This is a genomic window from Kitasatospora sp. NPDC096147, from assembly GCF_044763225.1.
Taxonomy (GTDB): domain Bacteria; phylum Actinomycetota; class Actinomycetes; order Streptomycetales; family Streptomycetaceae; genus Kitasatospora.
In genome coordinates this window covers 223,794-246,562 of the sequence record NZ_JBIWFX010000006.1, presented here as the reverse complement: position 1 = coordinate 246,562, position 22,769 = coordinate 223,794, and the positions used below count along the sequence as shown (strand labels likewise).

Genomic DNA, 22,769 nt, shown 5'->3' with positions numbered 1-22,769 from the left:
CCCGGTCAGTACGCACGGCCCCGAGGGCCCCGCTCACCGCTCCGGCGGCGGGCGGGGCCCTCGGGCGTCCCCAACGTCTCTTCTGAGTAACCAAACTGACGGGGCGTTGGGCGAAACCTCCGCAGGTCACTACCGTATGGTCGTCACCGAATCAGGGGGAGCCACCGCATGACCACCGATCACCTGCCGCCGGTCTTCCAGCCGTTGGCCGCCGACGATCCCCGGGAGGTCGGCGGCTACCGGCTGTACGCCCGGCTCGGCGCCGGCGGCATGGGCCGGGTCTACCTGTCGTACACCCCGGGCGGACGGCCGGTGGCGCTGAAGGTGGTGCGGCCGGAGTTCGCCGAGGACGCCGAGTTCCGCCGCCGGTTCGCCCAGGAGGTGCTGAACGCCCAGCGGATCCACGGGCTGTACACCGCCCAGGTGATCGACTCCGGACCGGACGCCGAGGCGCCCTGGCTGGTCACCGCGTACGTGCCCGGCCCCTCGCTCCAGCAGGTCACCCGGGAGCACGGCGCGCTGCCGGTGCGCACCGTGCTGCTGCTGCTCGGCGGCATCGCCGAGGCGCTCCAGGCGATCCACAGCGTGCAGGTGGTGCACCGCGACCTCAAGCCGGCCAACGTGCTGGTCGCCGCCGACGGCCCCCGGGTGATCGACTTCGGGATCGCCCGGGCCGCCGACGCCACCGCGCTGACCGGCACCGGCTTCCGGATCGGCTCCCCCGCCTTCATGGCCCCCGAGCAGGCCCAGGGCAGCCCGGTCACCGCCGCCACCGACGTCTTCGCGCTCGGCGCGCTGGCCGCGTACGTGGCGGGCGGCGCGCCGCCATTCGGCGAGGGCCCGGACACCGCGGTGCTGTACCGGGTGGTACACGAGGAGCCGGATCTGGAGAGCGTGCCGACGGCCCTGCGCGAGCTGCTGCTGCGCTGCCTGGCGAAGCGGCCGGAGGACCGGCCGAGCCCGGCGGAGATCATCGACTTCGCCCGGAACCACCCGGCGGTCGGCGGCCAGCTGCGGTTCGGCGAGGACTGGCTCCCCTCGGAGGTCAGCACCGAGATCACCCGCCGCTCCGACCTGCCCCGGACCCCGCCCACCCCGCTGCCGATCGCTCCCCCGCTGCCGCCGGCCACCGTCCTGGCCACCGGCGCGGGCCCGGTCGTGCCGCCCCCGCCGCAGCAGCCGCCGTCGGCCGGGCACCCCGTCGGCCCGCCGCCCGGCGCCTTCGGCCCGGTGCAGCCCACCAGCGAGGTGGTGACCGGTCCGGTGCTCCCGCCGACCCCGCAGCCGGGCCACGACCGGCTGCACGACACCCCGCCGCCCGGCCCGGTGGTCAGCGGGCCGGGCGCCCCGGCCGCGCCGCACCGGCGCGGGGTGTCCTGGAAGACCCTGCTCACCACCGTCGCGGTGACGGCCCTGCTGGCCACCGTCGGCGGCGTGGTGCTGGTGCTGAAGTTCAAGGAGGACGACAAGGACGCGGGCGCCAGGGCGGCCGGTGCCCGTACCCCGGGCGGCGACTCGGCCTCCTCGGCATCGCCGTCGCCGTCGCCCTCCCCCACGCCCACGCCCACGCCCACGCCGTCCGCCGAGAAGAGCTCCTCGCCGAAGGCCACCACCGCCGGTACTGACGACGCGTCACCTTCGGCCAAGCCCTCCGGCGTCACCGGCACCAAGTACACGCCGGTGTACACCGGCCGGGAGCTCAGCTCGCCGAGCACCTCCTACGACTTCGACATCAAGTCCGGGAAGGTGGTGGCCAACTACACCACCAAGTGGTGGATCGGCCACGGCAGCGAGGAGTTCCAGATGCCCTCGGAGAGCGACGCCTACATCGCGCCCTCCGGCACCGCGCTGACCCCGGAGAACTGCTCGGCGGCGATCGACCGGGAGCCGGTCAAGGAGCTGCGCTACGACGAGCTGCCGGCCGGCCGGAGCTTCTGCGTCCGGGCCCGGACCAGCATGGAGGTCGCGGTGGTGCGGGTGATCTCGGTGACCGACAAGGGGCCGGTGGCGATCTCCATGGACTACTACCGGCTGGCCTGACCTATTCTGACCGGATCGGATTTCCCAGCGCACCGGAGAGCTCACCGTGTACTTCACCGACCGAGGCATCGAGGAACTGCAGAACCGGCGCGGCGAGGAGGAGGTCAGCTTCGAGTGGCTGGCCGACCGGCTGCGTGAGTTCGTCGACCTCAACCCGGACTTCGAGGTCCCGGTCGAGCGGCTGGCCACCTGGCTGGCCCGGCTCGACGACGAGGACGAGGACTGACCTCGGAACTCCCCCTCGGGACCCGTACGGGCCCGGACGGCTGCGGCCGTCCGGGCCCGTACGGCTTCCTGGGGGATGACCCTGACCCGACCCGGAGAGCGCCCGGTCGTCCTTGACTTCGGCACTACGCGATATATCGTGTTGTTCAGGGGGGACGCGATACATCGCGTATCCGACGAGCGGGAGGCGGGACGGAACCATGGGCAAGTGGACGGTCGAGGGGCCGGAGAAGATCACCTTCGAGGAGCCGCTGGACGTGCTCCAGGTCCGGGTGGTGGCCGGCGCGGTGAACGTGGTCGCGGCCGACGGCCCGGCCCGGCTGGAGGTGGCCGAGCTGGAGGGAGACCCGCTGCTGGTCTCGCTGGAGGACGGCGTGCTGACGGTCACCTACAAGGACCTCTCGTGGAGCGAGGTGACCGAGTCGGCCAAGTCGGTGGAGAAGGTGAAGACCTTCTTCGAGGGCCTGCGCCGCAAGCGCCGCGCGGTGGTCTCGCTGACCGTCCCGGCCGCCGCCGAGGTGAAGATCGGGTCGGTCTCGGCCGACACCACCGTCTCCGGTGTGGCCGGCAAGGTCGGCGTGCAGGGCGCCAGCGGTGAGACCACCCTGGTCAACCTGAGCGGCCGGGCCGACGTGAAGTCGGTGACCGGCGACGTGAACGCCCAGTCGGTGGCCGGCGAGCTCAGGGTCAACACCGTCTCCGGGCACCTCACCGTGGTGGCCGGCAGCGGCGAGAAGCTGCACGCCAAGTCGGTCAGCGGCTCCGTCACGCTCGACCTGGACGCCACCACCCCGACCGACCTGCACGTGGCCACGGTCAGCGGCCCGGTCGCCGTCCGGCTGCCCTCGGCTGCCGACGCCAAGGTCGAGGCCGGCTCCACCGGCGGCGAACTCTCCAGCACCTTCGAGGAGTTGACCATCGGCGGCGGCTGGGGCACCCGCAAGCTCTCCGGCCAGCTGGGTTCCGGCACCGGCCGGCTCCAGGTGAACACCGTCTCCGGCGCCGTCACCGTGCTGCGCCGCCCGGAGAGCGAGGACGGCCAGGTGCGCTTCACCAAGGAGCTGCCCGCCGCCCCCGCCGAGGCCCCGACCGCCGGCACCGACACCGACCCCGCCCAGGAGGGCTGACATGACCCCCGTCTTCGGCCACGGCCGCCTGCGCCTCTACCTGCTCAAGCTGCTGGACGAGTCCCCGCGCCACGGCTACGAGGTGATCCGCCTGCTGGAGGAGCGCTTCGAAGGCCTGTACGCACCCTCGGCCGGCACCGTGTACCCCCGGCTGGCGAAGCTGGAGCAGGAGGGCCTGGTGACCCAGAGCACCGAGGGTGGCCGCAAGGTCTACCGCCTCACCGAGGCCGGCCGCACCGAGCTGGCGGACCGTCAGGCCGAGCTGGCCGAGCTGGAGGTGGAGATCCGGGACTCGGTGGCCCAGCTCGCGGGGGCGATCCGGGAGGACGTCCGGGACATCGCCAAGGACCTCCGGGAGGAGATCTGGGGCGCGGCCAAGGGCGCGCCGAAGGCCGCGCCGGCCCCCGAGGGGGAGTCGGACGGCGAGCAGCGGGCCGGTGAGCGGACCGGTGACCCGTGGACCGGTCCCTGGGGTGAGAAGGAGTCCTGGAAGCGCGCCAAGGAGGAGTTCGCCCAGTTCAAGGCGCAGGCCAAGGAGCAGGCCAAGCGCGCCAAGGAGCAGGAGCGGGCCGCCAAGCAGCAGGCCAAGGCCGCCGAGGCGGAGGCCCGCCGGCTGCGCGAGGAGGCCAAGGCCTCCCGGGCCGCCGCCCAGCAGGAGGCGCTGCGGATCAAGCGCCGGGTCGAGCAGCACGTCAAGGAGGCCGCCTCGCGCGGTGACTGGTCCACCGGCCTGTCCGAGGGCCTGGCCGAGATCACCCGCTCGCTCTCCGGGCTGGCCGACGCCGCCAAGTGGGGCGCCGGCACCGTCACCGAGGACCTCAAGGCCTCCCGGGTGGACTTCGACAAGCCCACCGGGGAGCGCACCACCGAGAAGCCGGCCGACCTGCCCGGCTGGGCCGTCACCGACCCGAACGGCGACCCGGCCCGCGAGCTGGAGCGCCTCCTCGACCGCTTCCGCGACCAGGTCCGGGACGCCGCCCGCGACTCCGGCGTCACCCGGGCCGGCCTCGCCGAGGCCCAGGCCACCCTGGCCGCCGCCGCCGACCGGCTCCGCCGCACCCGGGGCTGACCCCCCGGCCGGGGGCAGGGCAAGCGCCCCAGGGGCGCGAGGAACTGCGCGAGACGGAAGAACGAGACCCCTGTGCCGGGTACGGACACCCACCTGCAAGTGAACCCCCGTACCCGGCACACGAGTCATCGCACACCCCCGCGCCCCTGACTGCCCAAGCAAGGCACCCGCCCCAGGGGCGCGAGGAACTGCGCGAAGCGGAAGAACGAGACCCGTGTGCCGGGTACGGACACCCACCTGCAAGTGAACCCCCGCACCCGGCACACGGGTCAGTTCGTTCCCCCGCGCCCCTGACCACCCAACGAGCACCCCGAGCCCCAAGCAAGGCACCCGGCCCGGCAGGGCACGCCCCAGGGGCGCGAGGAACTGCGCGAGACGGAAGAACGAGACCCGTGTGCCGGGTACGGACACTCACTTGCAAGTGAACCCCGTACCCGGCACACGGGTCAGTTCGTTCCCCTGCGCGCAGTTCCCCGCGCCCCTGACTGCCCTCCGGGCAGCCCGGGCGCGGAGCACCGCCCGAGCGTCAGGGTTCGAGGACGAGCTTGCCGAAGACCTCGCCCTTGGCGAGCCGGGCGAAGGCGTCCCGGGCCTCGGTGAGCGGCAGCACGGTGTCGATCACCGGCCGCACGCCGGCCGTCCCGCAGAGCGCGAGCAGGGCCGCCAGCTCCTCCTTGGTGCCCATGGTGGAGCCGTGCACGCTGAGCTCCAGGAAGAAGATCCGGTTCAGCTCGGCGGCCTTCGGGCTCGGGCCCGAGGTGGCACCGGAGATGACGATCGAGCCGCCCGGCTTCAGCGACTTGACGGAGTGGGACCAGGTCGCGGCGCCGACGGTCTCCATCACCGCGTCCACCCGCTCCGGCAGCCGGGCACCGCTCTCGAAGGCGGCGTCCGCGCCGAGCTCCACCGCCCGGGCCCGCTTGGCCTCGTCCCGGCCGGTGACCCAGACCCGCAGGCCGGCCGCCTTGGCCAGCACGATCAGCGCGGTGGCCACCCCACCGCCGGCGCCCTGCACCAGCACGGTCTGGCCGGGCTTCGCGGCGGCCTTGGTGAACAGCATCCGGTAGGCAGTCAGCCAGGCGGTGGGCAGGCAGGCGGCCTCGGCGAAGGAGAGCCCGGCCGGCTTGGGCAGCAGGTTCCAGGTCGGGACGGCGACCCGCTGGGCGAAGGTGCCCTGGTACTTCTCGGTCAGGATGGTGCGCGGCTCGTCCGGGCCGACTCCGTGGCCGCTCTGGCCGATCACCGAGTGGATGACCACCTCGTTGCCGTGCTCGTCGATCCCGGCCGCGTCGCAGCCGAGGATCATCGGCAGCCGCTCGGCGGGCAGGCCCACCCCGCGCAGCGACCAGAGGTCGTGGTGGTTGAGGGTGGCGGCCTTGACCGTCACCACGCTCCATCCGGGGCGGGCCTCCGGCTCCGGGAGCTCGCCCAACTCCAGTGCGCTGAGCGGGTCGTCGGCGTCGATGCGGGCTGCGTAGGCGGCGAACATGGACCGGACACTAGCGGTGAACCACCACTAACCGGAACGGGACACGGGTGTGACGGCGGTAACCGTCACACCCGCGTCCCGTGAGTGCCAGAGCCCTTCAGCGCCAGAGCCCGTGAGAGTCAGGGCCCGTGGGCGCCCGGCCGACGGACGGAGCGTCAGACCCGCGCGACGCCCTCGCGGCGGGCGGCCTCGGCCACCGCCTTGGTGACCGCCGGGGCGACCCGGGGGTCGAACGGCGAGGGGATGACCTTCTGCGGGGTCAGCTCGTCGGCGACCACGGCGGCCAGTGCCTCGGCGGCGGCCAGCTTCATGCCCTCGGTGATCCGGGTGGCCCGGACCTGGAGCGCACCGGCGAAGATGCCGGGGAAGGCCAGCACGTTGTTGATCTGGTTCGGGAAGTCCGAGCGCCCGGTGGCGACCACGGCCGCGTAGCGGTGGGCCACCTCGGGGTGGATCTCCGGGTTCGGGTTGGCCATCGCGAAGACGAAGCAGCCCTCGGCCATGGTGGCGACGACGTCCTCGGGGACGGTGCCGCCGGAGACGCCGATGAAGACGTCGGCGCCGGCCAGCGCGTCGGCCAGCGAGCCCTTGAGGCCGGTCCGGTTGCTGATCGCGGCGATCTCGGCCTTGACGTCGGTCAGGTCGCCCCGGCCGTCGTACACCACGCCCTTGCGGTCGCAGACCGCGACGTCGCCGATCCCGGCGGCCAGCAGCATCTTGGCGATGGCGATGCCGGCCGCGCCCGCGCCGGAGATCACCGCGCGCAGCGAGCCGATCTCACGGCCCGTCACCTTGGCGGCGTTCCAGAGCGCGGCGGTGGTGACGATCGCGGTGCCGTGCTGGTCGTCGTGGAAGATCGGGATGTCCAGGGCCTCCTGGAGCCGCCGCTCGATCTCGAAGCAGCGCGGGGCGGAGATGTCCTCCAGGTTGACGCCGCCGAAGGACGGGGCGAGCCGCACCACGGTCTCGACGATCTCGTCGACGCCGGTGCAGGCCAGCGCGATCGGCACCGCGTCCACGCCGCCGAACTGCTTGAACAGGATCGCCTTGCCCTCCATCACGGGCAGCGAGGCCTCCGGGCCGATGTCGCCCAGGCCGAGCACGGCGGTGCCGTCGGTGACGACGGCGACCACGTTGGACTTCCAGGTGTAGTCGTTGACCAGCTCGGGCTGCTCGGCGATGGCCGTGCAGACCTTGGCGACACCGGGGGTGTAGGCGAGGGACAGGTCGTCCGCATCGCGCACCGGCACCGTCGCCCGGACCTCCATCTTCCCGCCCCGGTGGAGCGCGAAAACGGCGTCGACCGGGTCGTCGGTCTCAGTGCTGGTGTGGATGATCTCCGCTGCCACGATGACCTCTTCGTCATTGATCAGCGAGAGCGCGCTCGACGGGCCGGGACCCGCTCGGGCACCCCTGGGCGGGATGCCGAAAACCCGGGACGCCGAAGGGCTCCCGGACGAGGGGTCGGGGCGCTGCCGTCGGGCGGCGCCCTCGAATGAGGGTTTTAGGGGTGTCTCTGCGGTTGTGCTTCCGGTCTGCCCGGGACCGGATCCGGCGGGAACCGGATCTTGAGCCTAGGCCGGACAGTGGCATCGCACCTATGCCTTTCTGTCCTCTTCACGCACACGTCATCACCAGGTCAGGCAGTTGACGGCCGAAGGTTTCGGAAGTACCGACGGCCCTGCGCCGACGACGGCGATCGTGCACGCACACCCGCAGGAGTTGAACACCAGACACGGAGGGGAGCTGGCGCCTCGAATCCGGAGTCTGCGTACCCGACTTCCGGTTCTGCGCGCCCCGGGTCTGTCGCGACCCGGCGGCCTGGGGTTCTGATCGGGGGTCACCCGATACCCGATTCTGACACACCCGAGACCTGTCGTGGCAGGTCGGGATGCCACACTCCGGACACCCGCAACCCGTCGGGACTGCACAACCTCTCCCACAGGAGGAGCAGCACCCTCATGCAGCGCAAATCCCTCATACCCCCTCAGATCACCCGAACCACTGCCGCCTTGGCGGTCGGCTCGGTCCTGCTCACCGGCTGCGGCGGCCAGGCCGCGCCCAAGAGCCAGACCGACGACCCGCGCGCGATGCTCCCGGCCGCCGTCCGCGACGCCGGCGTCCTGCGGATCGCCTCCGACCTGAACTACGCCCCGGTCGAGTTCAAGGACCAGAACGGGCAGGCCACCGGGCTCGACCCGGACATCGCCGAGGCGATCGGCAAGCAGCTCGGCCTGCGGGTCGAGTTCCAGGACACCCCGTTCGACCAGCTGATCCCCGGACTGCACGCCAAGCAGTACGACGTGGTGATGTCGGCGCTGAGCGACAACCGGCAGCGCCGGGAGGGCACCGACGACAACGGCAACCAGACGAATCCCGGGGTGGACTTCGTCGACTACTTCATCGCCGGCACCTCGATCCTGGTCAAGAAGGGCAATCCGAAGGGCATCGCCTCGCTCGACGACCTCTGCGGCCACACCGTCGCGCTCCAGCGCGGCACCACCCAGGACGCGATCGTGGCCCGGCAGACCGCGGCCTGCGAGCGGCGCTCCAAGCCGCTCACGGTGAAGCTGTTCGACACCGACGACAAGGCGCTCGCCGAGGTGAAGGCCGGGCGCGCGGTGGCCGACCTGAACGACTTCCCGGTGGCGGCGTACGTCGCGCAGCAGCAGGACGGCGGCAAGGCCTTCGAGGTGGCCAGTGCCCAGATCCAGCCCGGCCCGTACGGGATCGCGCTGACCAAGGAGAACACCGCGCTGCGCGACGCGCTGGCGAAGGCACTGGACCGGGTGATCCGCAGCGGCGAGTACGACCGGATCCTCACCCAGTGGAACGTGTCCGCCGGCGCCGCGCAGAACGCCGTGGTCAACGGCGGGTTCTGACGCTCCGGAGCCTTCAGGTCCGCATACTTATACACGCAGTGACAGGGACACGGTATTCGTCCGGATAGCGGACACTCCGGCCCCTCGTTATCCGATTTTGATCTGAATAGTGGTCCGTTACCGAATTCCTGGTGGCAGGATTCCCACCAACTCGGATCGCTTCAGCCCACCTCGGCGGAGGGTGGCGACAGCCCCGGCCCCCGTGTACGCCGCCAGCGGCGCGCTCCGCCCAAGCCTCTCCCACAGGAGGAGACTCCCCCCATGACCGTCCGTAACCCGCGCACCCGCCTCCTCGCCGCCGGTGCCCTGATCGCGACCGCCTCGCTGGTGCTCACCGCCTGCGGCGACGACAAGAAGGACGACACCACGGCGGCCGGCTCCTCGGCCCCGCTGTACTCCAAGCTCCCGGCCGACATCCAGAAGGCCGGCGTCGTCAAGGTCGGCTCCGAGGTCGCGTACGCGCCGGTGGAGTACAAGGACGGTGGCAAGATCACCGGCATCGACCCGGACCTGGCCGACGCACTGGGCAAGCAGCTCGGCGTGAAGTTCCAGATCCAGGACGCCGGTTTCGACACCCTGATCACCTCGCTCTCCACCAAGCGGATCGACCTGATCATGTCGGCGATGACCGACAACAAGGACCGCCAGGGCAAGGGCGTCGACTTCGTCGACTACTTCAAGGCCGGCACCTCGATCCTGGTCCAGAAGGGCAACCCGAAGGGCATCAAGTCGCTCGACGACCTCTGCGGCCAGACCGTGGCGCTGCAGAAGGCCACCGTCAACGAGGAGACCGCCCAGGCGCAGTCCGAGAAGTGCAAGACGGCCGGCAAGCCCGAGATCACCATCCAGGGCTACGAGCACGACGGCGAGGCCCTGCTCAAGCTGAAGTCCGGCGCCGCCGTGGCCGACCTGAACGACTACCCGGTGGCCGCGTACAACGCCCAGACCTCGGGCGGCGGCAAGGACTTCGAGGTGGTCGGCGAGCAGATCGACCCGGGTCTGTACGGCATCGGCGTGGCCAAGGACAACACCCAGCTGCGCGACGCGGTCAAGGCCGGCATCGAGGCGCTGATCGCCAACGGCGAGTACGCCAAGATCCTCGACAAGTACAACGTGAAGCTCGGCGCGGTCGACTCCGTGACGGTCAACGGCGGTTCCTGACCCGTCGTCACCCCGGGCCCGCACCACAGCGCGGGCCCGGGGCCGTTCCACCCCCTCGCCACGCCCGAGAGGCTCCCCGCATGAGTACCCCCTCCTCCGAGCCGGGCACCGTCCCGGCGCACCACGAGATCAAGGCCGTCCCGGTCCGGCACTACGGCCGCTGGGTCTCCGCCGTCGTGGTGGTCGCGCTGCTCGCCTGGCTCGTCTACGCCTTCTCCCAGGGCAACATCACCTGGGAGACCACCGGCGAGTACCTGTTCAAGCAGGACACCCTCCTCGGTGCCTGGAACACCCTGCTGATCAGCGTCTGCTCGATGGCGCTCGGCCTGCTGCTCGGCGTGCTCGCCGCCGTCATGCGGCTCTCCCACAATCCGGTCACCTCGACCGTCGCCTGGGGCTACATCTGGCTGTTCCGCGGCACTCCGGTGCTGGTCCAGCTGCTGCTCTGGTGGAACCTCGCGCTGATCTTCCCGACCATGTTCGGCCAGGACACCAACACGATCATCACCCCGTTCGTCGCCGCCCTGCTGGGCCTGGGCATCAACGAGGGCGCCTACATGGCGGAGATCGTCCGGGCCGGCATCCAGTCGGTCGACGAGGGCCAGACCGAGGCCGCCCACGCGCTCGGCATGTCCCGCTTCAAGACCATGGTCCGGGTGGTGCTGCCGCAGGCCATGCGGGTGATCGTGCCGCCCAGCGGCAACGAGTTCATCAACATGCTGAAGACCTCCTCGCTGGCCTACGTGGTGACCTACCCCGAGCTGATGACCAAGGCGAAGGACGTCTACACCAACAACCTCGCGGTGATGGAGCTGCTCTTCGTCGTCTCCTTCTGGTACCTGGTGCTCACCACGGTCTTCTCGATCGGCCAGTACTACCTGGAGCGGCACTACGCCAAGGGCTCCACCCGTTCCCTGCCGGCCACCCCGCTGCAGAAGATCAAGGCCAACCTGACCTCCCTGGGGCGTGCCCGATGACCAGCTTCGACAAGACCCCCACCGACGCCGCGTCCCCCGCCGGCCGGCCACTGGTCCGCGCCGAGGGCGTGCGCAAGTCCTTCGGCGCCGTCGAGGTGCTCAAGGGCATCGACCTGGAGGTCAAGCAGGGCGAGGTGTTCTGCCTGGTCGGCCCGTCCGGCTCGGGCAAGTCCACCTTCCTGCGCTGCATCAACCACCTGGAGCGGATCAACGCCGGACGCCTCTGGGTGGACGGCGAGCTGGTCGGCTACCGGCAGAAGGGCGACCGGCTCCACGAGCTGAAGGACAGTGAGGTCGCCCTCCAGCGCCGGGACATCGGCATGGTCTTCCAGCGCTTCAACCTCTTCCCGCACATGACCGCGCTGGAGAACGTGATCGAGGCGCCGGTCCAGGTGAAGGGCCTGGGCAAGGCCGAGGCCAAGGCCAAGGGCCTGGAGCTGCTGGCCCGGGTCGGCCTGGCCGACAAGGCCGGGAACTACCCCTCCCAGCTCTCCGGCGGACAGCAGCAGCGCGTCGCGATCGCCCGCGCGCTGGCCATGGAGCCCAAGCTGATGCTCTTCGACGAGCCCACCTCGGCGCTCGACCCGGAGCTGGTCGGCGACGTGCTGGACGTGATGCGCCAGCTGGCCCAGGACGGGATGACCATGATCGTGGTGACCCACGAGATGGGCTTCGCCCGCGAGGTCGGCGACGCGCTGGTCTTCATGGACGGCGGTGTGGTGGTCGAATCCGGCCACCCGCGCGAGGTGCTGACCAACCCTCGGCACGAGCGCACCCGCGCCTTCCTGTCCCGGGTGCTCTGACCCGCCGGGGTACCGTCGACACGCCCGGGAGCCCCGGTGAGCCCTTCCGGCTCACCGGGGCTCCCGTTTCCGTCCGCCGAGGTAATACCCTGGGGGCAGCTCACCCGTTACCGGCCCTGGAAGGACCACTCGTGGAGCTCGCCGCGTACGCCAACTTCGCCGTTCGGCTGGTGAACAGCGAGGAGCCCGACCGGGGCACCGACGCGCTGACCTCGGTCGAGGCGGTGCGGGCCCTGTTCGGCCCGTCGGCCCAGGCGGCCCGGACCGCGGACGAGAGCGACATCCCCCGGCTGCGGGCGGTCCGGACCAGGCTGCGCGGGGTCTTCGAGGCCGCCGCCGAGGGCGACGAGGTGCGCGGGGTGGACCTGCTGAACAGCCTGCTGGTGGAGTACCCCGTCAGCCCGCTGGTCTCCGGCCACGACTACCTGGACGAGGCCGGCCGACCGCGCTGGCACCTGCACCTGGCCGACAACGCCTCGACCGCCGCCGCCAACTTCACCGCGGTGGCCTGCATGGGCCTGGCCGTCCACCTCACCGAGCTGGGCGCCGACCGGCTCGGCATCTGCCAGGCCGCGCCCTGCCGGAACGCCTACCTGGACACCTCCACCAACCGCTCGCGGCGCTACTGCTCGGACCGCTGCGCCACCCGGGCCAACGTGGCCGCCTACCGCGCCCGCAAGCGCGAGGAGGCCCGTCAGGCGGCCTCGGCCGCCGGCTGACGGCGCGTCCGCCGGGGCCACCCCAGCCGGAGCACCACCCGCCCGAGCACCAACTCGCCCGGCACCGGGCCGTACTGGCGGCTGTCGGTCTCCACGAAGGGGTTGTCGGAGAGCATCCACCACCCCTCCGGCCGCCGGCCGGCGGCCCGCTTCAGCACCAGCAGACCGGGCCTGACGGGGTGTCGGAACAGCACCACGCTCCCGGCGCGCGCCGGGGCGCCGTAGCGCACCAGCACCCGGTCGCCGTCCCGCAGGGCCGGGCGCATCGAGGGCCCGGCGACCACCACCACCCCGAACGGCAGGAGCCCGCCGGGCTGCTGTCGGTCCGTCATGCACCCTCCTTCCGGCCGAACTCCGCACCGAAGGGTAATCTCTGGCGCGGGAAGACGATTATGGAAGGACTCCCCTATGCGTCTGTTCGCTCCGCGCGTCACCGCGCACGCCCACTGCGACCTGCCCTGCGGCGTCTACGACCCGGCCCAGGCCCGGATCGAGGCCGAGTCGGTCAAGGCCACCCAGGAGAAGTACCAGGCCAACGAGGACGCGGTCTTCCGGGCCCGCGCCATCGTCATCAAGGAGGAGCGGGCCGAGCTGGTCAAGCACCACCTCTCGGTGCTGCACACCGACTACTTCAAGGCCCCGCACTTCGAGAAGTACCCGCAGCTGCACGAGCTGTTCAACAACGCGGGCAAGGCGGCCTCGGCCGCCAAGGCGTCCACCGACCCGGCCACCGGCCAGGCCCTGCTGGACCTCATCGCGGAGATCGACAGCATCTTCTGGGAGACCAAGAAGGCTGCCTGACGCCCCGCTCACCGGTGCCCCGGCGCTCCCTCGCGGAGCCCGGGGCACCGGTGCGTCCGGCCACCCGTCCACCCGCCCGTCCACCCGCCGGAACTCCTTCCCGGAACGCCGGGCCGCCCGAGTAGGCTCGCCGTATGATCCGCGAAGCAACGCCGTCCGACGTCCCCCTGATCCTCGACCTGATCCGCGAGCTGGCCGAGTACGAGAAGGCCCCCGAGGAGGCCGTCGCGACCGCGGAGCAGCTGGAGGCGTCGCTGTTCGGGGTGAACCCGGCGGTGTTCGGCCTGATCGCCGAGGACGACGCGAGCGGCGAGGCGGTCGGCTTCGCGCTCTGGTTCCGGAACTTCTCCACCTGGCGCGGCACCCACGGGATCTACCTGGAGGACCTCTACGTCCGCCCGACCGCGCGCGGTGGCGGCCACGGCAAGGCGCTGCTCACCGAGCTGGCCCGGATCTGCGTGCGCAACGGCTACTCCCGGCTGGAGTGGACCGTGCTGGACTGGAACGAGCCGGCCATCGGCTTCTACACCTCGCTGGGCGCGGTGGGCATGGACGAGTGGACCGTGCACCGGCTGACCGGCGAGGCGCTGGCCGCCCTCGGCGCCGAGTAGCGGAGGACCGTGCCTGCCACGGGAGTTCGAACTCCTTCGCCCGTTCCCGTGACGGACGTCCGGGATCGCGACAAGCGCCGGTCCGGCGCGGTAACGTCTCGGGCGGATGCGCGGCGTTCCGACCTCTCCGGTATGGGTATGACCGGTACGTACCGCACCACCCCTCGTCACAGTTGGGGCTGAGCAGTTGAACCGAGCAACAGGAAGTGCCGCGGCCTCCCGGCCGCAAGCACCGCGCGTCACCCAGGAGGTGAGGGTGTCCCAGATCGACGGCGATCCCGGAGTGAAGGACTTCGTCGAAGTCCGGCTGCCCGCGGCGGGGGCGTACCTCTCGGTGCTGCGAACGGCGACGGCCGGTCTCGCGGCCCGGTTGGACTTCACCCTCGACGAGATCGAGGACCTCCGGATCGCGGTGGACGAAGCCTGCGCCATCCTGCTCCAGCAGGCGGTCCCGGGCTCCGTGCTGAGCTGCGAGTTCCGTCTGGTCGGTGACTCGCTCCGGGTCACCGTGGCGGCCCCGACCACCGACGGCCGGGCCCCCGAGCGGGACACCTTCGCCTGGACGGTGCTCTCCGCCCTGGCCGGCGAGGTGGAGTCCGTCGTCGCCGAGGACAACACCGTGAGCATCAGCCTGCACAAGAAGCGCGGCGGAGCACCGGTCGCGGTGTGAGCCCACTCGCGAAGCCGTACGCGCGGCCCGGCCGCGCGTACGGCTCCCCCGTACCGCAGCGCGGTACGACCCTCAGTGAAGTGCTCCCGGAACGGAACGGGTGACCGCCGTGAGTGATCTCGACCGCACAGGCATGGCCCCGGGCCCGGCCGTCACCGCAGAGGTGACCGTGCCGGCCCAGCAGGCCGCCGCCACGCCGACCCCTGCCCGAACCGACCCCGCCGACGTGCACCCGAAGGACAACCATCGGATGACCCAGCCGACAGACCCGACGAACGACCAGCCGCCCGCCCCGCCGGTGCGACCGCCGGTCGCCGGAGCCGTCCCGGCCCAGGCGCACCGCTCCGGTGCGCCGGACCGGGAGGCCGCGCGGGCGCTCTTCGTCCGGCTGGCCGAACTGGAGGACGGGTCGCCCGAGCGGGTCGAACTGCGCAACCAGCTGGTCCGGATGCACATCCCGTTGGTGGAGCACCTGGCCCGCCGGTTCCGCAACCGCGGCGAGCCGCTGGACGACCTGACCCAGGTCGCCACCATCGGCCTGATCAAGTCGGTGGACCGCTTCGACGTCGAGCGCGGGGTGGAGTTCTCCACCTACGCCACCCCGACCATCGTCGGCGAGATCAAGCGGCACTTCCGGGACAAGGGCTGGGCGGTCCGGGTGCCGCGCCGCCTCCAGGAGCTGCGGCTCTCGCTCACCACGGCGACCAGCGAGCTCTCCCAGCGGCACGGCCGCTCCCCCACGGTGCACGAGCTGGCCGAGCACCTCGGCATCTCCGAGGAGGACGTGCTGGAGGGCCTGGAGTCGGCCAACGCCTACTCCACCCTCTCGCTGGACGTGCCCGACAGCGACGACGAGTCGCCGGCCGTGGCCGACACCCTGGGCGCCACCGACGAGGCGCTGGAGGGCGTCGAGTACCGCGAGTCGCTGAAGCCGCTGCTCGCCCAACTCCCGCCCCGGGAGCAGAAGATCCTGGTGCTGCGGTTCTTCCGGAACATGACGCAGTCCCAGATCGCGGCCGAGGTCGGCATCTCCCAGATGCACGTCTCCCGACTGCTGGCCCGCACCCTCGCGCAGCTCCGGGAGAAGCTGCTCGTCGAGGAGTGACGGACCGTCAGGTGACGTCGGCGGGGGTGCGCTACTCGGGCTGCGAGTAGAGCACCCCCGTCACCTTCGGGTTGAGCAGCGCACCGATGCCGACCAGGCCGACCAGGCCGACCGCCACGCCCAGCACCTGCATCGCCCCGCCGTTCTGCCACATGTAGTAGGCCACCGGCAGGCAGATCGAGTTGGTCAGCACGGCCGGGGTGCGGCCCCAGCGGCGCAGCCGCAGCAGCGCCCGGCCGGCCAGCAGCGGCAGCGCGCCGAGCAGCAGCAGGATCACCCCGCCGAACTCGCTGCGGCCCAGCGCCGGGGAGTCCCAGAAGAACCCGGCGATCACGTCGTAGACGCCCCAGCCGGCCAGCGCGGCACCCTCCACCGCGGTGATCGCGGCGCCGACGAGCAGCGCGGTGGGCCGGGCGGGGGCGGGGGTGATGGAATCCGTGGTCACTCCAGCAGGGTAGCCGCAGCGGTTCGCACCCCGACCCGTAGGCTGAGCGCCATGCGCGCTCTCCTGGTCGTGAACCCGAAGGCGACCACCACCAGTGGACGCACCCGCGACGTGCTGATCCACGCCCTGCGCAGTGACCTCCGGCTGGAGGTGGCGCACACCGAGTACCGGGGACACGCCCACGACCTGGCCGAAGGCGCCGCCGAACGCGGTTTCGACCTGGTGGTCGCCCTGGGCGGGGACGGCACCGTCAACGAGGTCGTCAACGGGCTGCTCGCGCACGGCCCCTCCGAACGGGTGCCCCGGCTGGCCGTGGTGCCCGGCGGCTCGACCAACGTCTTCGCCCGCACCCTCGGCCTGCCGAACGACCCCGTGGAGGCCACCGGGGCCCTGCTGGACGCGCTGGAGCACCGCCGGGAGCGGGCCATCGGCCTGGGCAAGGCGATGGCCGAGGGGCACCCGGACCGCTGGTTCACCTTCACCGCCGGCCTGGGCTTCGACGCCGGCGTGGTCGGCCGGGTGGAGGAGCAGCGGCGGGCCGGCCGAAAGTCCACCCACGGGCTGTACGTGGGCCAGGCGCTCCGGCACTTCGTCACCGAGCGTGATCACCGCCGAAACGGCCCCATCCGCCTGGAAATCAACGGCCAGGAGCCGGTGCCGGGCCTCGTCCTGGCCATAGTCAGCAATACCTCTCCCTGGACCTTCCTGGGCAGCCGTCCGGTCTTCCCCTCCCCCTCCGCGTCCTTCGAGACCGACCTGGACATCTTCGGCATCACTCGAATGACCGCGTTCGGCACGGCTCGAACGGTGCGTCAGATTCTGCGTTCGCACACGACTTCGGAAGGCGCCGCACGGCCGTCCGGCCCCACCGGCAAGCACCTCGTCTCCTACCACGACGTCCGGCACTTCACCTTGGTTTCGCAGGAACCAGCCCCGTTCCAGGTCGACGGGGACCACCTTGGAGACAGGAGTCGCGTCAGTTTCACAGGCGTTCGGCGGGCACTGCGTGTGATTGTGTGACCAGAAGGGCCCGTTGCCCTTCTTCTCGAACGCACAAGCCCCCTTCACCCCATAGAAGTACGGGCTGTGAGCTAAGCGACACCGAAGAATCAAAAATTTCCAGCCGAAGGGGGTTGTATCCGGGCCCGAGGTTTGCGAACCTCTACATGGCGATCGGGACACGTCGCAGCGGGACATACCGCGACAAGCTCCCTTGATAGCCCGAACCCCCTCCAGCACAGACCTCCCAGGCCTCATGGGCCTTTGGTCCCTTTTGCTGTTGCGGGATTCGTGAAAGCGTTCACATTCACAAGCCACCATCGATTGCGTCGAGCGGGCCACAGCCTGCCGACCGGAGGAGTTGGACGAACATGGACTGGCGCCACCGCGCTGTCTGTCGCGAAGAGGACCCGGAGCTGTTCTTCCCGATCGGGAACACCGGCCCCGCTCTGCTGCAGATCGAGGAAGCCAAGGCCGTGTGCCGCCGTTGCCCCGTCATGGAGCAGTGCCTCCAGTGGGCGCTCGAGACCGGCCAGGACGCCGGCGTCTGGGGCGGCATGAGCGAGGACGAGCGTCGTGCGATGAAGCGCCGCGCCGCCCGCAACCGGGCCCGCACCGCCTGATTGACCGTCAGCCCCGCCTGATCAATCCACGATCAAGGGTCAGGCAGCGCCGCTCGGCGCGCCGGGCCTTCCGCACCGCGGGTACTTGATACGGTTCACTCAGAGCAATACCGTGGAGCTGTGGCGCTCACCGTGTGCAACACGCGGGACGAGTGCCGCGCGACACCACAGAGCCCCCGTTCCGGCCGACTCCCCCCGACGGCCGGAACGGGTTGAGAGGCCCTGTCGACCCACCCCCCCGGTCGACAGGGCCTCGTTTCGTTGTCCTGCTTCGTCCTTCTTCGGCAACCGGGTCACGCCCGGGGCGCGAGGAACTGCGCGAATCGGCAGGCGACCACCCGCAGCCGCAGTCCTGCGTCCGCCCGCCCGTGCTGTCGCGCACTACCGCACGGGGATCTCCAGGATCACCTTCGTCCCGCCCTCCGGCGCCGCCACCATGTCGAAGGTGCCGCCGAGTTCGTTGGTGGCCAGGGTCCGGACGATCTGCAGCCCGAGGTTCCCCGAGCTCTGCGGGTCGAAGCCCTCCGGCATGCCGGTGCCGTCGTCCTGCACGGTGATCAGCAGGTACTCCTCCGGCTTCGCCCCGGTGTTCCAACTGTCCGACCAGCCCTTGCCGGTGGCCGGCGCGCGCCCCCGGAGTGCACTGACCTCCAGATTGCCCCCGGCGCTCGGGCCGAAGGCGTGCTCCAGCGCGTTCTGCAGCAGTTCGGTGAGCACCATCGCCAGCGGTGTGGCCATCTCCGCCGACAGGATGCCGAACGAGCCGGTGCGCCTGGTGGCCACCCGGCCGTCCTGGGAGAGCTCCATCACCATGGCCAGCACCCGGTCGGCGATCTCGTCGAAGGCCACCGCCTCGTCCAGGCCCTGGGAGAGCGTCTCGTGCACGATGGCGATCGAGCCGACCCGGCGGACCGCCTCGTCCAGCGCGGCCCGCCCGGATTCGGAGTCCATCCGGCGGGCCTGCAGCCGCAGCAGCGCCGCCACCGTCTGGAGGTTGTTCTTCACCCGGTGGTGGATCTCCCGGATGGTGGCGTCCTTGGTCATCAACTCCCGGTCGCGGCGCCGGAGTTCGGTGACGTCCCGGCAGAGCACCAGCGAGCCGGTGAGGGTGCCCTTGGGCTTCAGCGGGATGGCCCGCAGGGTGACCACGCCGCCCTGGGCCTCGACCTCGGTCTGCCGGGGGGCCCAGCCGCTGGCCAGCTTGACCAGCGCCTCGTGCACCGCGCCGCGCGAGGGCGGCACCAACTCGGCGGTGGCGCGGCCGAGGTGACTGCCCACCAGATCGGTGGTGAGGCCCAGGCGGTGGTAGGCGGAGAGCGCGTTCGGGCTGGCGTAGGTGACGATGCCGTCGGCGTCGAGCCGGATCAGGCCGTCGCCGACCCGGGGGGCGGCGTCCATGTCGGCCTGCTCGACGCCCGGGTAGGGGAAGCTGCCGGCCGCGATCATCTGGGCCAGGTCGGAGGCCGACTGCAGGTAGGTGAGCTCCAGCCGGCTGGGCGTGCGGACGGTCAGCAGGTTGGTGTTGCGGGCGATCACCCCGAGCACCCGGCCCTCCCGGCGGACCGGGATGGACTCCACCCGGACGGGCACCTCCTCGCGCCACTCGGGGTCGCCCTCGCGGACGATCCGGCCCTCGTCGTAGGCGGCGTCCAGCAGCGGGCGGCGACCGCGCGGCACCAGGTGGCCGACCATGTCGTCCTGGTACGAGGTGGGGCCGGTGTTCGGCCGCATCTGGGCCACCGAGACGTACCGGATGCCGTCCCAGGTCGGGATCCAGAGCACCAGGTCGGCGAAGGAGAGGTCGGAGAGCAGCTGCCACTCCGAGACCAGGTTGTGCAGCCACTCCACGTCGGCACCGGTCAGGGTGGTGTGGCGGCGGACGAGTTCGTTCAGCGAGGGCACAGGGCGAGCGTATCCGGATCGGCCCCGGCGGGGCTCACCAGGCCGTCCCCGGGCGTCCACCCGGGGGCCGCCGGAGGTCCGCCGGAAGGTCGCCGCAGGTTGTCCAGACCAATCCGGGGGCCTCTCTGGACAACCAGGATTGGTCTAGTCCACAATGGAAGAGCACCAAGGAGTCCACCCCCCGCGCAACTGCCCTGACCGCGCGCGGTGGCTCCTCGGTCGGACGCTCCGGACCGGTGACCCCGCACAGTCCCCGGCCCTCAGGAGCGACCGACGACAGCTCCGGGCTGCGGTGCCGCACGGGTTGAGGGTCCTGTGTCGGCGCCGTGGCCCGTAGTGCTGTCCGGGCCCGTTCCGGGCCCTCCTCCGCTCCCCTTCTCCGCCCCCGGCCGCTACCCCCCGCCGGTGCCGGCCAGCGCCCGCGGCGCGTCCGGGTCCTGGCCGCGGGCGATCGCCACCTCGTGGGCCAGCTGCTGCAACGGCAGGATCTCCAGCACCGGCTGCAGCTCCTCCGGCACCCCGGACGGCAGCACGAAGCCGGCCGAGGCCGCCGCCACCTGCTGCTCGCTGCCGAACACCACCAGGTCGGCGCCCCTCCCCCGCAGCCGGTCCAGCACGGGCTGGAGCGCGTCCCCGCCCCTGCCGTCCGGCACCACCGCGATCACCGGTGAGACGTTGTCCACCATCGCCAGCGGTCCGTGCAGCAGGTCCGCGCCGGAGAACGGGGTGGCCGGGATCCAGCTGGTCTCCATCAGCTTGAGCGCCGCCTCCCGGGCGGTCGGGTAGCCGTAGCCGCGCGAGGTGAGCACCAGCCGCTGGGCGAAGCGGTACCGCTCGGCCAGCGCCCGCACCTCGTCCCGCCGCCCGAGCAGCTCCTCGGCCAGCTCCGGCAGCACCTCGGCCGGTGCCCCGTCCTCGCCGCGCAGGCCCTGCACCAGCAGGTAGAGCGTCAGCAGCTCGGCGGTGTACGTCTTGGTCGCCGGCAGCGCCCGCTCCGGCCCGGCCAGCACGTCCACGTGGAACTCGGAGACCTCGGCCAGCGGCGAGCCGGGGTTGTTGGTGACGGCCAGCGTCACGGCGCCGGCCTCCCGGGCCGCGTTGGTGGAGGCCACCAGGTCCGGGGAGCCCCCGGACTGGCTGACCGTCACCACCAGCACGTCGGTGAGGTCGGGCCGGGCTCCGTAGGCGGTCACGGTGGACATCGAGCTGAGCCCGGCCGGCCGGCCGAGCCGGATCTCCACCAGGTACTTGGCGTACAGCGCGGCGTTGTCCGAGGTGCCGCGCGCGGTCAGCAGCACGAAGCGCGGACGGCGGGCGGCGATCTCGGCCGCCACGGCGGCGATGCCCGGGGCGCCCTCGCGGAGGATCCGGCGGAGCACGGCGGGCTGCTCGGCCGTCTCCGCCGCCATGATGCGGCCGGGCCCTTCGGCGAGGGACATCTGACGCTGCCTCCGGCTCGCTCCGACTCCCCCGCTGGAGAGCCTACGGACCGCCGGCCGCCCCGGCACGCGGAAGCCGCCGTCCGGTGGAGCGGGTGGACGGCGGCTTCCGACGGTGCGTCAGGACGGGTCCGTGTCAGGACCGGTCCGCGTCAGGACGGGACCGCGTCGGGACGGGTCCGCGTCAGGACGGGTTGTTGATCAGCTGGTCGATCTTGGCGTCGGCCTCCTGGGTGGCCTGGTCGACCGTCTTCCCGTTCTTCAGGATGTCGGTGAGCATGTTGACCAGCACGTTCTGCTTCTCCACCGCGCCCCAGCCCGGCGCCAGCGGGGTGAACCAGGCGTTCGGCACCGCGTTGGCCGCCGCCGCCGTGGTGGGCTTGGACTTCAGCGGGGCGAGCTGGGTGAGGTTGTTCGGCAGGGTGTCCTTGTCGACCAGCACCTGCTGCGACTTGGCGCTGGTGAACATCCGGATCCAGTCCTTCGCCGCGTCCGGGCTCTGCGACTTGGCGGTCACCGCCAGGTCGGAGCCGCCGATGAAGGAGGGCAGCGGCTTGCCGTTCGGGCCGGGCATGCCGACCACCTTGAGCACGTCCTTGAGCGAGGGGTTGCCGCCGACCGGGGCGGTGGCGGTGCCGATCTCCCAGCCGTTGCCGTAGAGCATCGCGGCCCGCTGCTTGCCGAGCACCCCGGACTGGTTGAGCTCGTTCACCGTCAGGTCGCCCTTGTTGTACGTCTTCACCAGGTCGACGAAGTGCTGGACGCCCTTCTGGGACTTCTCGTCGTGCAGCGAGCCGTGCCACTTGCCGGTGGCGTCGAAGCGGGCGATGGTGCCGCCGTACGCCTCGACGTAGGACATCGCGGCGTACCAGTACGGACCGGGCAGGTAGAGCGCCGAGAAGCCCTTGTCGCCCTTGCGCTTGGCCGCGACCTTGTCGAGCGCGACCTTCAGCTCCTCCTCGGTGGCCGGGAAGTCGGCGCTGCCGGTGGCCTCCTGGAACATCGCGGTGTTGTAGATGCCGACCCGGGCGCCCGCGTAGTACGGCACGCAGTAGAGCTTGTCCTGGTACTCGCAGGTCTTGACCAGGCCCTTGATCCAGGTGTCGGAGTTGTCGTAGCTCGCCTTGTCGACCGGGAGCAGCGAATTGTTCAGGATGTACTTCATGGTCTCGGTGTTGCCGAGTTCGACCACGTCCGGTGCCTCGCCCTGGCCGGCCAGTGCGGCGTCCAGCTTGGCGATCTTGTCGGCCCAGCCCTGGTAGCTGAGCTTGAGGTCGATCTTCGGGTACTTGGCCGCGAACTCGTCGTTGACCTGCTGGACCAGCTCGGGCCAGTTCTGCTGCGCCTCGTTCATCAGCCAGATGGTGACGCTGCCGGTCATCGTCTTCGGGTCCGCGCTGCTCGGACCGCCGCTCGCGGCACCCGAACCGCCCCCGCTGCCGCAGGCGGCCGTACTCGCGAGCAGTGCTGCGACGCCGAACGCCGCCATGAGCCGACGGTTCACGCCATCCTCCTGGTATCGATCCCGGACCAAGCTGTGGTTTAGACCGGATTGCTGGAGACTGGCCTAGACCAAAGCTGGTGTCAACGGATTCCGGGTGTCCAAGTGGCGGACGTTGCAGACCTGTTGTGAGTCGTGTGCGATGCGTTGCCGGACGGGCACATAGGGTTCCGTTAATGCT

At 71.4% G+C, this 22,769-nt stretch carries 22 protein-coding genes; 15 read left to right on the top strand and 7 right to left on the bottom strand.

The features are described from left to right. Positions 1-168: 168 nt before the first annotated feature. The 4 genes from ACIRBX_RS21375 to ACIRBX_RS21360 all read left to right on the top strand — a co-directional run bounded on the left by ACIRBX_RS21375 (position 169) and on the right by ACIRBX_RS21360 (position 4,461). Positions 169-2,040, top strand: coding sequence for a serine/threonine-protein kinase (locus tag ACIRBX_RS21375; protein WP_402298632.1), 1,872 nt, complete (start codon positions 169-171; stop codon positions 2,038-2,040). A 46-nt stretch (positions 2,041-2,086) separates the two neighbouring features. Beyond that, complete coding sequence (locus ACIRBX_RS21370; protein WP_345290039.1) at positions 2,087-2,266, top strand: DUF6104 family protein; 180 nt, start codon at positions 2,087-2,089, stop codon at positions 2,264-2,266. 199 nt (positions 2,267-2,465) lie between these two features. After that, entirely contained in the window at positions 2,466-3,392 is a 927-nt protein-coding gene (locus ACIRBX_RS21365) for a DUF4097 family beta strand repeat-containing protein (RefSeq protein ID WP_402298631.1), read from the top strand. Between the two features lies 1 nt (position 3,393). Further along, the gene (locus ACIRBX_RS21360) at positions 3,394-4,461 is read left to right on the top strand and encodes a PadR family transcriptional regulator (RefSeq protein ID WP_402298630.1); all 1,068 of its coding nucleotides are present in this window, start codon (positions 3,394-3,396) and stop codon (positions 4,459-4,461) included. A 526-nt stretch (positions 4,462-4,987) separates the two neighbouring features. On the opposite strand, the gene ACIRBX_RS21355 is transcribed toward ACIRBX_RS21360, so the two are convergent. After that, positions 4,988-5,950, bottom strand: coding sequence for a zinc-binding dehydrogenase (locus tag ACIRBX_RS21355; RefSeq protein ID WP_402298629.1), 963 nt, complete (start codon positions 5,948-5,950; stop codon positions 4,988-4,990). A gap of 155 nt (positions 5,951-6,105) precedes the next feature. Next, positions 6,106-7,299 (bottom strand): NADP-dependent malic enzyme, encoded by a 1,194-nt coding sequence (locus ACIRBX_RS21350; RefSeq protein WP_402298628.1) that lies wholly within the window; start codon positions 7,297-7,299, stop codon positions 6,106-6,108. A 612-nt stretch (positions 7,300-7,911) separates the two neighbouring features. On the opposite strand from ACIRBX_RS21350, the gene ACIRBX_RS21345 reads away from it, so the two are divergent. The 5 genes from ACIRBX_RS21345 (at position 7,912) to ACIRBX_RS21325 (ending at position 12,492) form a co-directional block, all read left to right on the top strand. Further along, positions 7,912-8,832: an ABC transporter substrate-binding protein gene (locus ACIRBX_RS21345; protein ID WP_402298627.1), complete on the top strand. Its 921-nt coding sequence runs from the start codon at positions 7,912-7,914 to the stop codon at positions 8,830-8,832. A gap of 261 nt (positions 8,833-9,093) precedes the next feature. Beyond that, positions 9,094-9,993: an ABC transporter substrate-binding protein gene (locus ACIRBX_RS21340; RefSeq protein ID WP_402298626.1), complete on the top strand. Its 900-nt coding sequence runs from the start codon at positions 9,094-9,096 to the stop codon at positions 9,991-9,993. Positions 9,994-10,073: 80 nt separating this feature from the next. Continuing rightward, a complete protein-coding gene (locus tag ACIRBX_RS21335; RefSeq protein WP_402298625.1) occupies positions 10,074-10,970 on the top strand; it encodes an amino acid ABC transporter permease in 897 nt (298 codons plus the stop codon). Then, positions 10,967-11,773, top strand: a complete 807-nt coding sequence (locus ACIRBX_RS21330; RefSeq protein WP_402298624.1) for an amino acid ABC transporter ATP-binding protein — start codon at positions 10,967-10,969, stop codon at positions 11,771-11,773. The genes ACIRBX_RS21335 and ACIRBX_RS21330 overlap by 4 nt, the downstream gene beginning before the upstream one ends. Positions 11,774-11,904: 131 nt before the next feature. Beyond that, positions 11,905-12,492 carry a CGNR zinc finger domain-containing protein gene (locus ACIRBX_RS21325; protein ID WP_402298623.1) on the top strand — a complete coding sequence of 196 codons (588 nt, stop codon included), beginning with the start codon at positions 11,905-11,907 and terminating at the stop codon, positions 12,490-12,492. Here the strand turns inward: ACIRBX_RS21325 and sodX are convergent. Further along, the gene (sodX, locus tag ACIRBX_RS21320) at positions 12,468-12,824 is read right to left on the bottom strand and encodes a nickel-type superoxide dismutase maturation protease (protein ID WP_402298622.1); all 357 of its coding nucleotides are present in this window, start codon (positions 12,822-12,824) and stop codon (positions 12,468-12,470) included. The two genes, ACIRBX_RS21325 and sodX, sit on opposite strands and share 25 nt — an antisense overlap. Before the next feature lie 76 nt (positions 12,825-12,900). Between sodX and sodN the strand changes: the two genes are divergently transcribed. The 4 genes from sodN (at position 12,901) to ACIRBX_RS21300 (ending at position 15,679) form a co-directional block, all read left to right on the top strand. Beyond that, on the top strand, positions 12,901-13,293 hold the full coding sequence (gene sodN / locus ACIRBX_RS21315; RefSeq protein WP_402298621.1) for a superoxide dismutase, Ni: 393 nt from the start codon (positions 12,901-12,903) through the stop codon (positions 13,291-13,293). 134 nt (positions 13,294-13,427) lie between these two features. Continuing rightward, positions 13,428-13,904, top strand: coding sequence for a GNAT family N-acetyltransferase (locus ACIRBX_RS21310; RefSeq protein ID WP_402298620.1), 477 nt, complete (start codon positions 13,428-13,430; stop codon positions 13,902-13,904). A gap of 256 nt (positions 13,905-14,160) precedes the next feature. After that, the gene (locus ACIRBX_RS21305; protein WP_402298619.1) at positions 14,161-14,574 is read left to right on the top strand and encodes an anti-sigma regulatory factor; all 414 of its coding nucleotides are present in this window, start codon (positions 14,161-14,163) and stop codon (positions 14,572-14,574) included. 250 nt (positions 14,575-14,824) lie between these two features. After that, the gene (locus ACIRBX_RS21300) at positions 14,825-15,679 is read left to right on the top strand and encodes an RNA polymerase sigma factor SigF (protein WP_402298618.1); all 855 of its coding nucleotides are present in this window, start codon (positions 14,825-14,827) and stop codon (positions 15,677-15,679) included. Between the two features lie 31 nt (positions 15,680-15,710). Here ACIRBX_RS21300 and ACIRBX_RS21295 read toward each other — a convergent pair whose 3' ends face one another. Further along, positions 15,711-16,124 (bottom strand): hypothetical protein, encoded by a 414-nt coding sequence (locus ACIRBX_RS21295; RefSeq protein WP_402298617.1) that lies wholly within the window; start codon positions 16,122-16,124, stop codon positions 15,711-15,713. A gap of 51 nt (positions 16,125-16,175) precedes the next feature. Here ACIRBX_RS21295 and ACIRBX_RS21290 point away from each other — a divergent pair, with 51 nt between their 5' ends. Both ACIRBX_RS21290 and ACIRBX_RS21285 read left to right on the top strand, forming a co-directional pair. Then, positions 16,176-17,144 (top strand): diacylglycerol/lipid kinase family protein, encoded by a 969-nt coding sequence (locus ACIRBX_RS21290; RefSeq protein ID WP_402298616.1) that lies wholly within the window; start codon positions 16,176-16,178, stop codon positions 17,142-17,144. A gap of 350 nt (positions 17,145-17,494) precedes the next feature. Further along, positions 17,495-17,746: a WhiB family transcriptional regulator gene (locus ACIRBX_RS21285; RefSeq protein WP_014138019.1), complete on the top strand. Its 252-nt coding sequence runs from the start codon at positions 17,495-17,497 to the stop codon at positions 17,744-17,746. A gap of 381 nt (positions 17,747-18,127) precedes the next feature. Here the strand turns inward: ACIRBX_RS21285 and ACIRBX_RS21280 are convergent, their stop codons facing one another. From ACIRBX_RS21280 to ACIRBX_RS21270, 3 genes are all read right to left on the bottom strand, one after another. Further along, complete coding sequence (locus ACIRBX_RS21280) at positions 18,128-19,648, bottom strand: sensor histidine kinase (protein WP_402298615.1); 1,521 nt, start codon at positions 19,646-19,648, stop codon at positions 18,128-18,130. A gap of 392 nt (positions 19,649-20,040) precedes the next feature. After that, positions 20,041-21,087, bottom strand: coding sequence for an SIS domain-containing protein (locus tag ACIRBX_RS21275; protein ID WP_402298614.1), 1,047 nt, complete (start codon positions 21,085-21,087; stop codon positions 20,041-20,043). Between the two features lie 184 nt (positions 21,088-21,271). Next, positions 21,272-22,591 (bottom strand): extracellular solute-binding protein, encoded by a 1,320-nt coding sequence (locus ACIRBX_RS21270; RefSeq protein ID WP_402298613.1) that lies wholly within the window; start codon positions 22,589-22,591, stop codon positions 21,272-21,274. Positions 22,592-22,769 lie beyond the last annotated feature (178 nt).

Excerpts from the sequence above, each read along its gene's own strand:
- ACIRBX_RS21360 (WP_402298630.1), top strand. The coding sequence starts at position 3,394 with ATGACCCCCGTCTTCGGCCACGGCCGCCTGCGCCTCTACCTGCTCAAG.
- ACIRBX_RS21330 (WP_402298624.1), top strand. The coding sequence starts at position 10,967 with ATGACCAGCTTCGACAAGACCCCCACCGACGCCGCGTCCCCCGCCGGC.
- ACIRBX_RS21340 (WP_402298626.1), top strand. The coding sequence starts at position 9,094 with ATGACCGTCCGTAACCCGCGCACCCGCCTCCTCGCCGCCGGTGCCCTG.
- ACIRBX_RS21300 (WP_402298618.1), top strand. The coding sequence starts at position 14,825 with ATGACCCAGCCGACAGACCCGACGAACGACCAGCCGCCCGCCCCGCCG.
- ACIRBX_RS21345 (WP_402298627.1), top strand. The coding sequence starts at position 7,912 with ATGCAGCGCAAATCCCTCATACCCCCTCAGATCACCCGAACCACTGCC.
- ACIRBX_RS21335 (WP_402298625.1), top strand. The coding sequence starts at position 10,074 with ATGAGTACCCCCTCCTCCGAGCCGGGCACCGTCCCGGCGCACCACGAG.
- ACIRBX_RS21275 (WP_402298614.1), bottom strand. The coding sequence starts at position 21,087 with ATGTCCCTCGCCGAAGGGCCCGGCCGCATCATGGCGGCGGAGACGGCC.
- ACIRBX_RS21375 (WP_402298632.1), top strand. The coding sequence starts at position 169 with ATGACCACCGATCACCTGCCGCCGGTCTTCCAGCCGTTGGCCGCCGAC.
- ACIRBX_RS21310 (WP_402298620.1), top strand. The coding sequence starts at position 13,428 with ATGATCCGCGAAGCAACGCCGTCCGACGTCCCCCTGATCCTCGACCTG.
- ACIRBX_RS21285 (WP_014138019.1), top strand. The coding sequence starts at position 17,495 with ATGGACTGGCGCCACCGCGCTGTCTGTCGCGAAGAGGACCCGGAGCTG.
- sodN (WP_402298621.1), top strand. The coding sequence starts at position 12,901 with ATGCGTCTGTTCGCTCCGCGCGTCACCGCGCACGCCCACTGCGACCTG.
- sodX (WP_402298622.1), bottom strand. The coding sequence starts at position 12,824 with ATGACGGACCGACAGCAGCCCGGCGGGCTCCTGCCGTTCGGGGTGGTG.
- ACIRBX_RS21355 (WP_402298629.1), bottom strand. The coding sequence starts at position 5,950 with ATGTTCGCCGCCTACGCAGCCCGCATCGACGCCGACGACCCGCTCAGC.
- ACIRBX_RS21365 (WP_402298631.1), top strand. The coding sequence starts at position 2,466 with ATGGGCAAGTGGACGGTCGAGGGGCCGGAGAAGATCACCTTCGAGGAG.
- ACIRBX_RS21290 (WP_402298616.1), top strand. The coding sequence starts at position 16,176 with ATGCGCGCTCTCCTGGTCGTGAACCCGAAGGCGACCACCACCAGTGGA.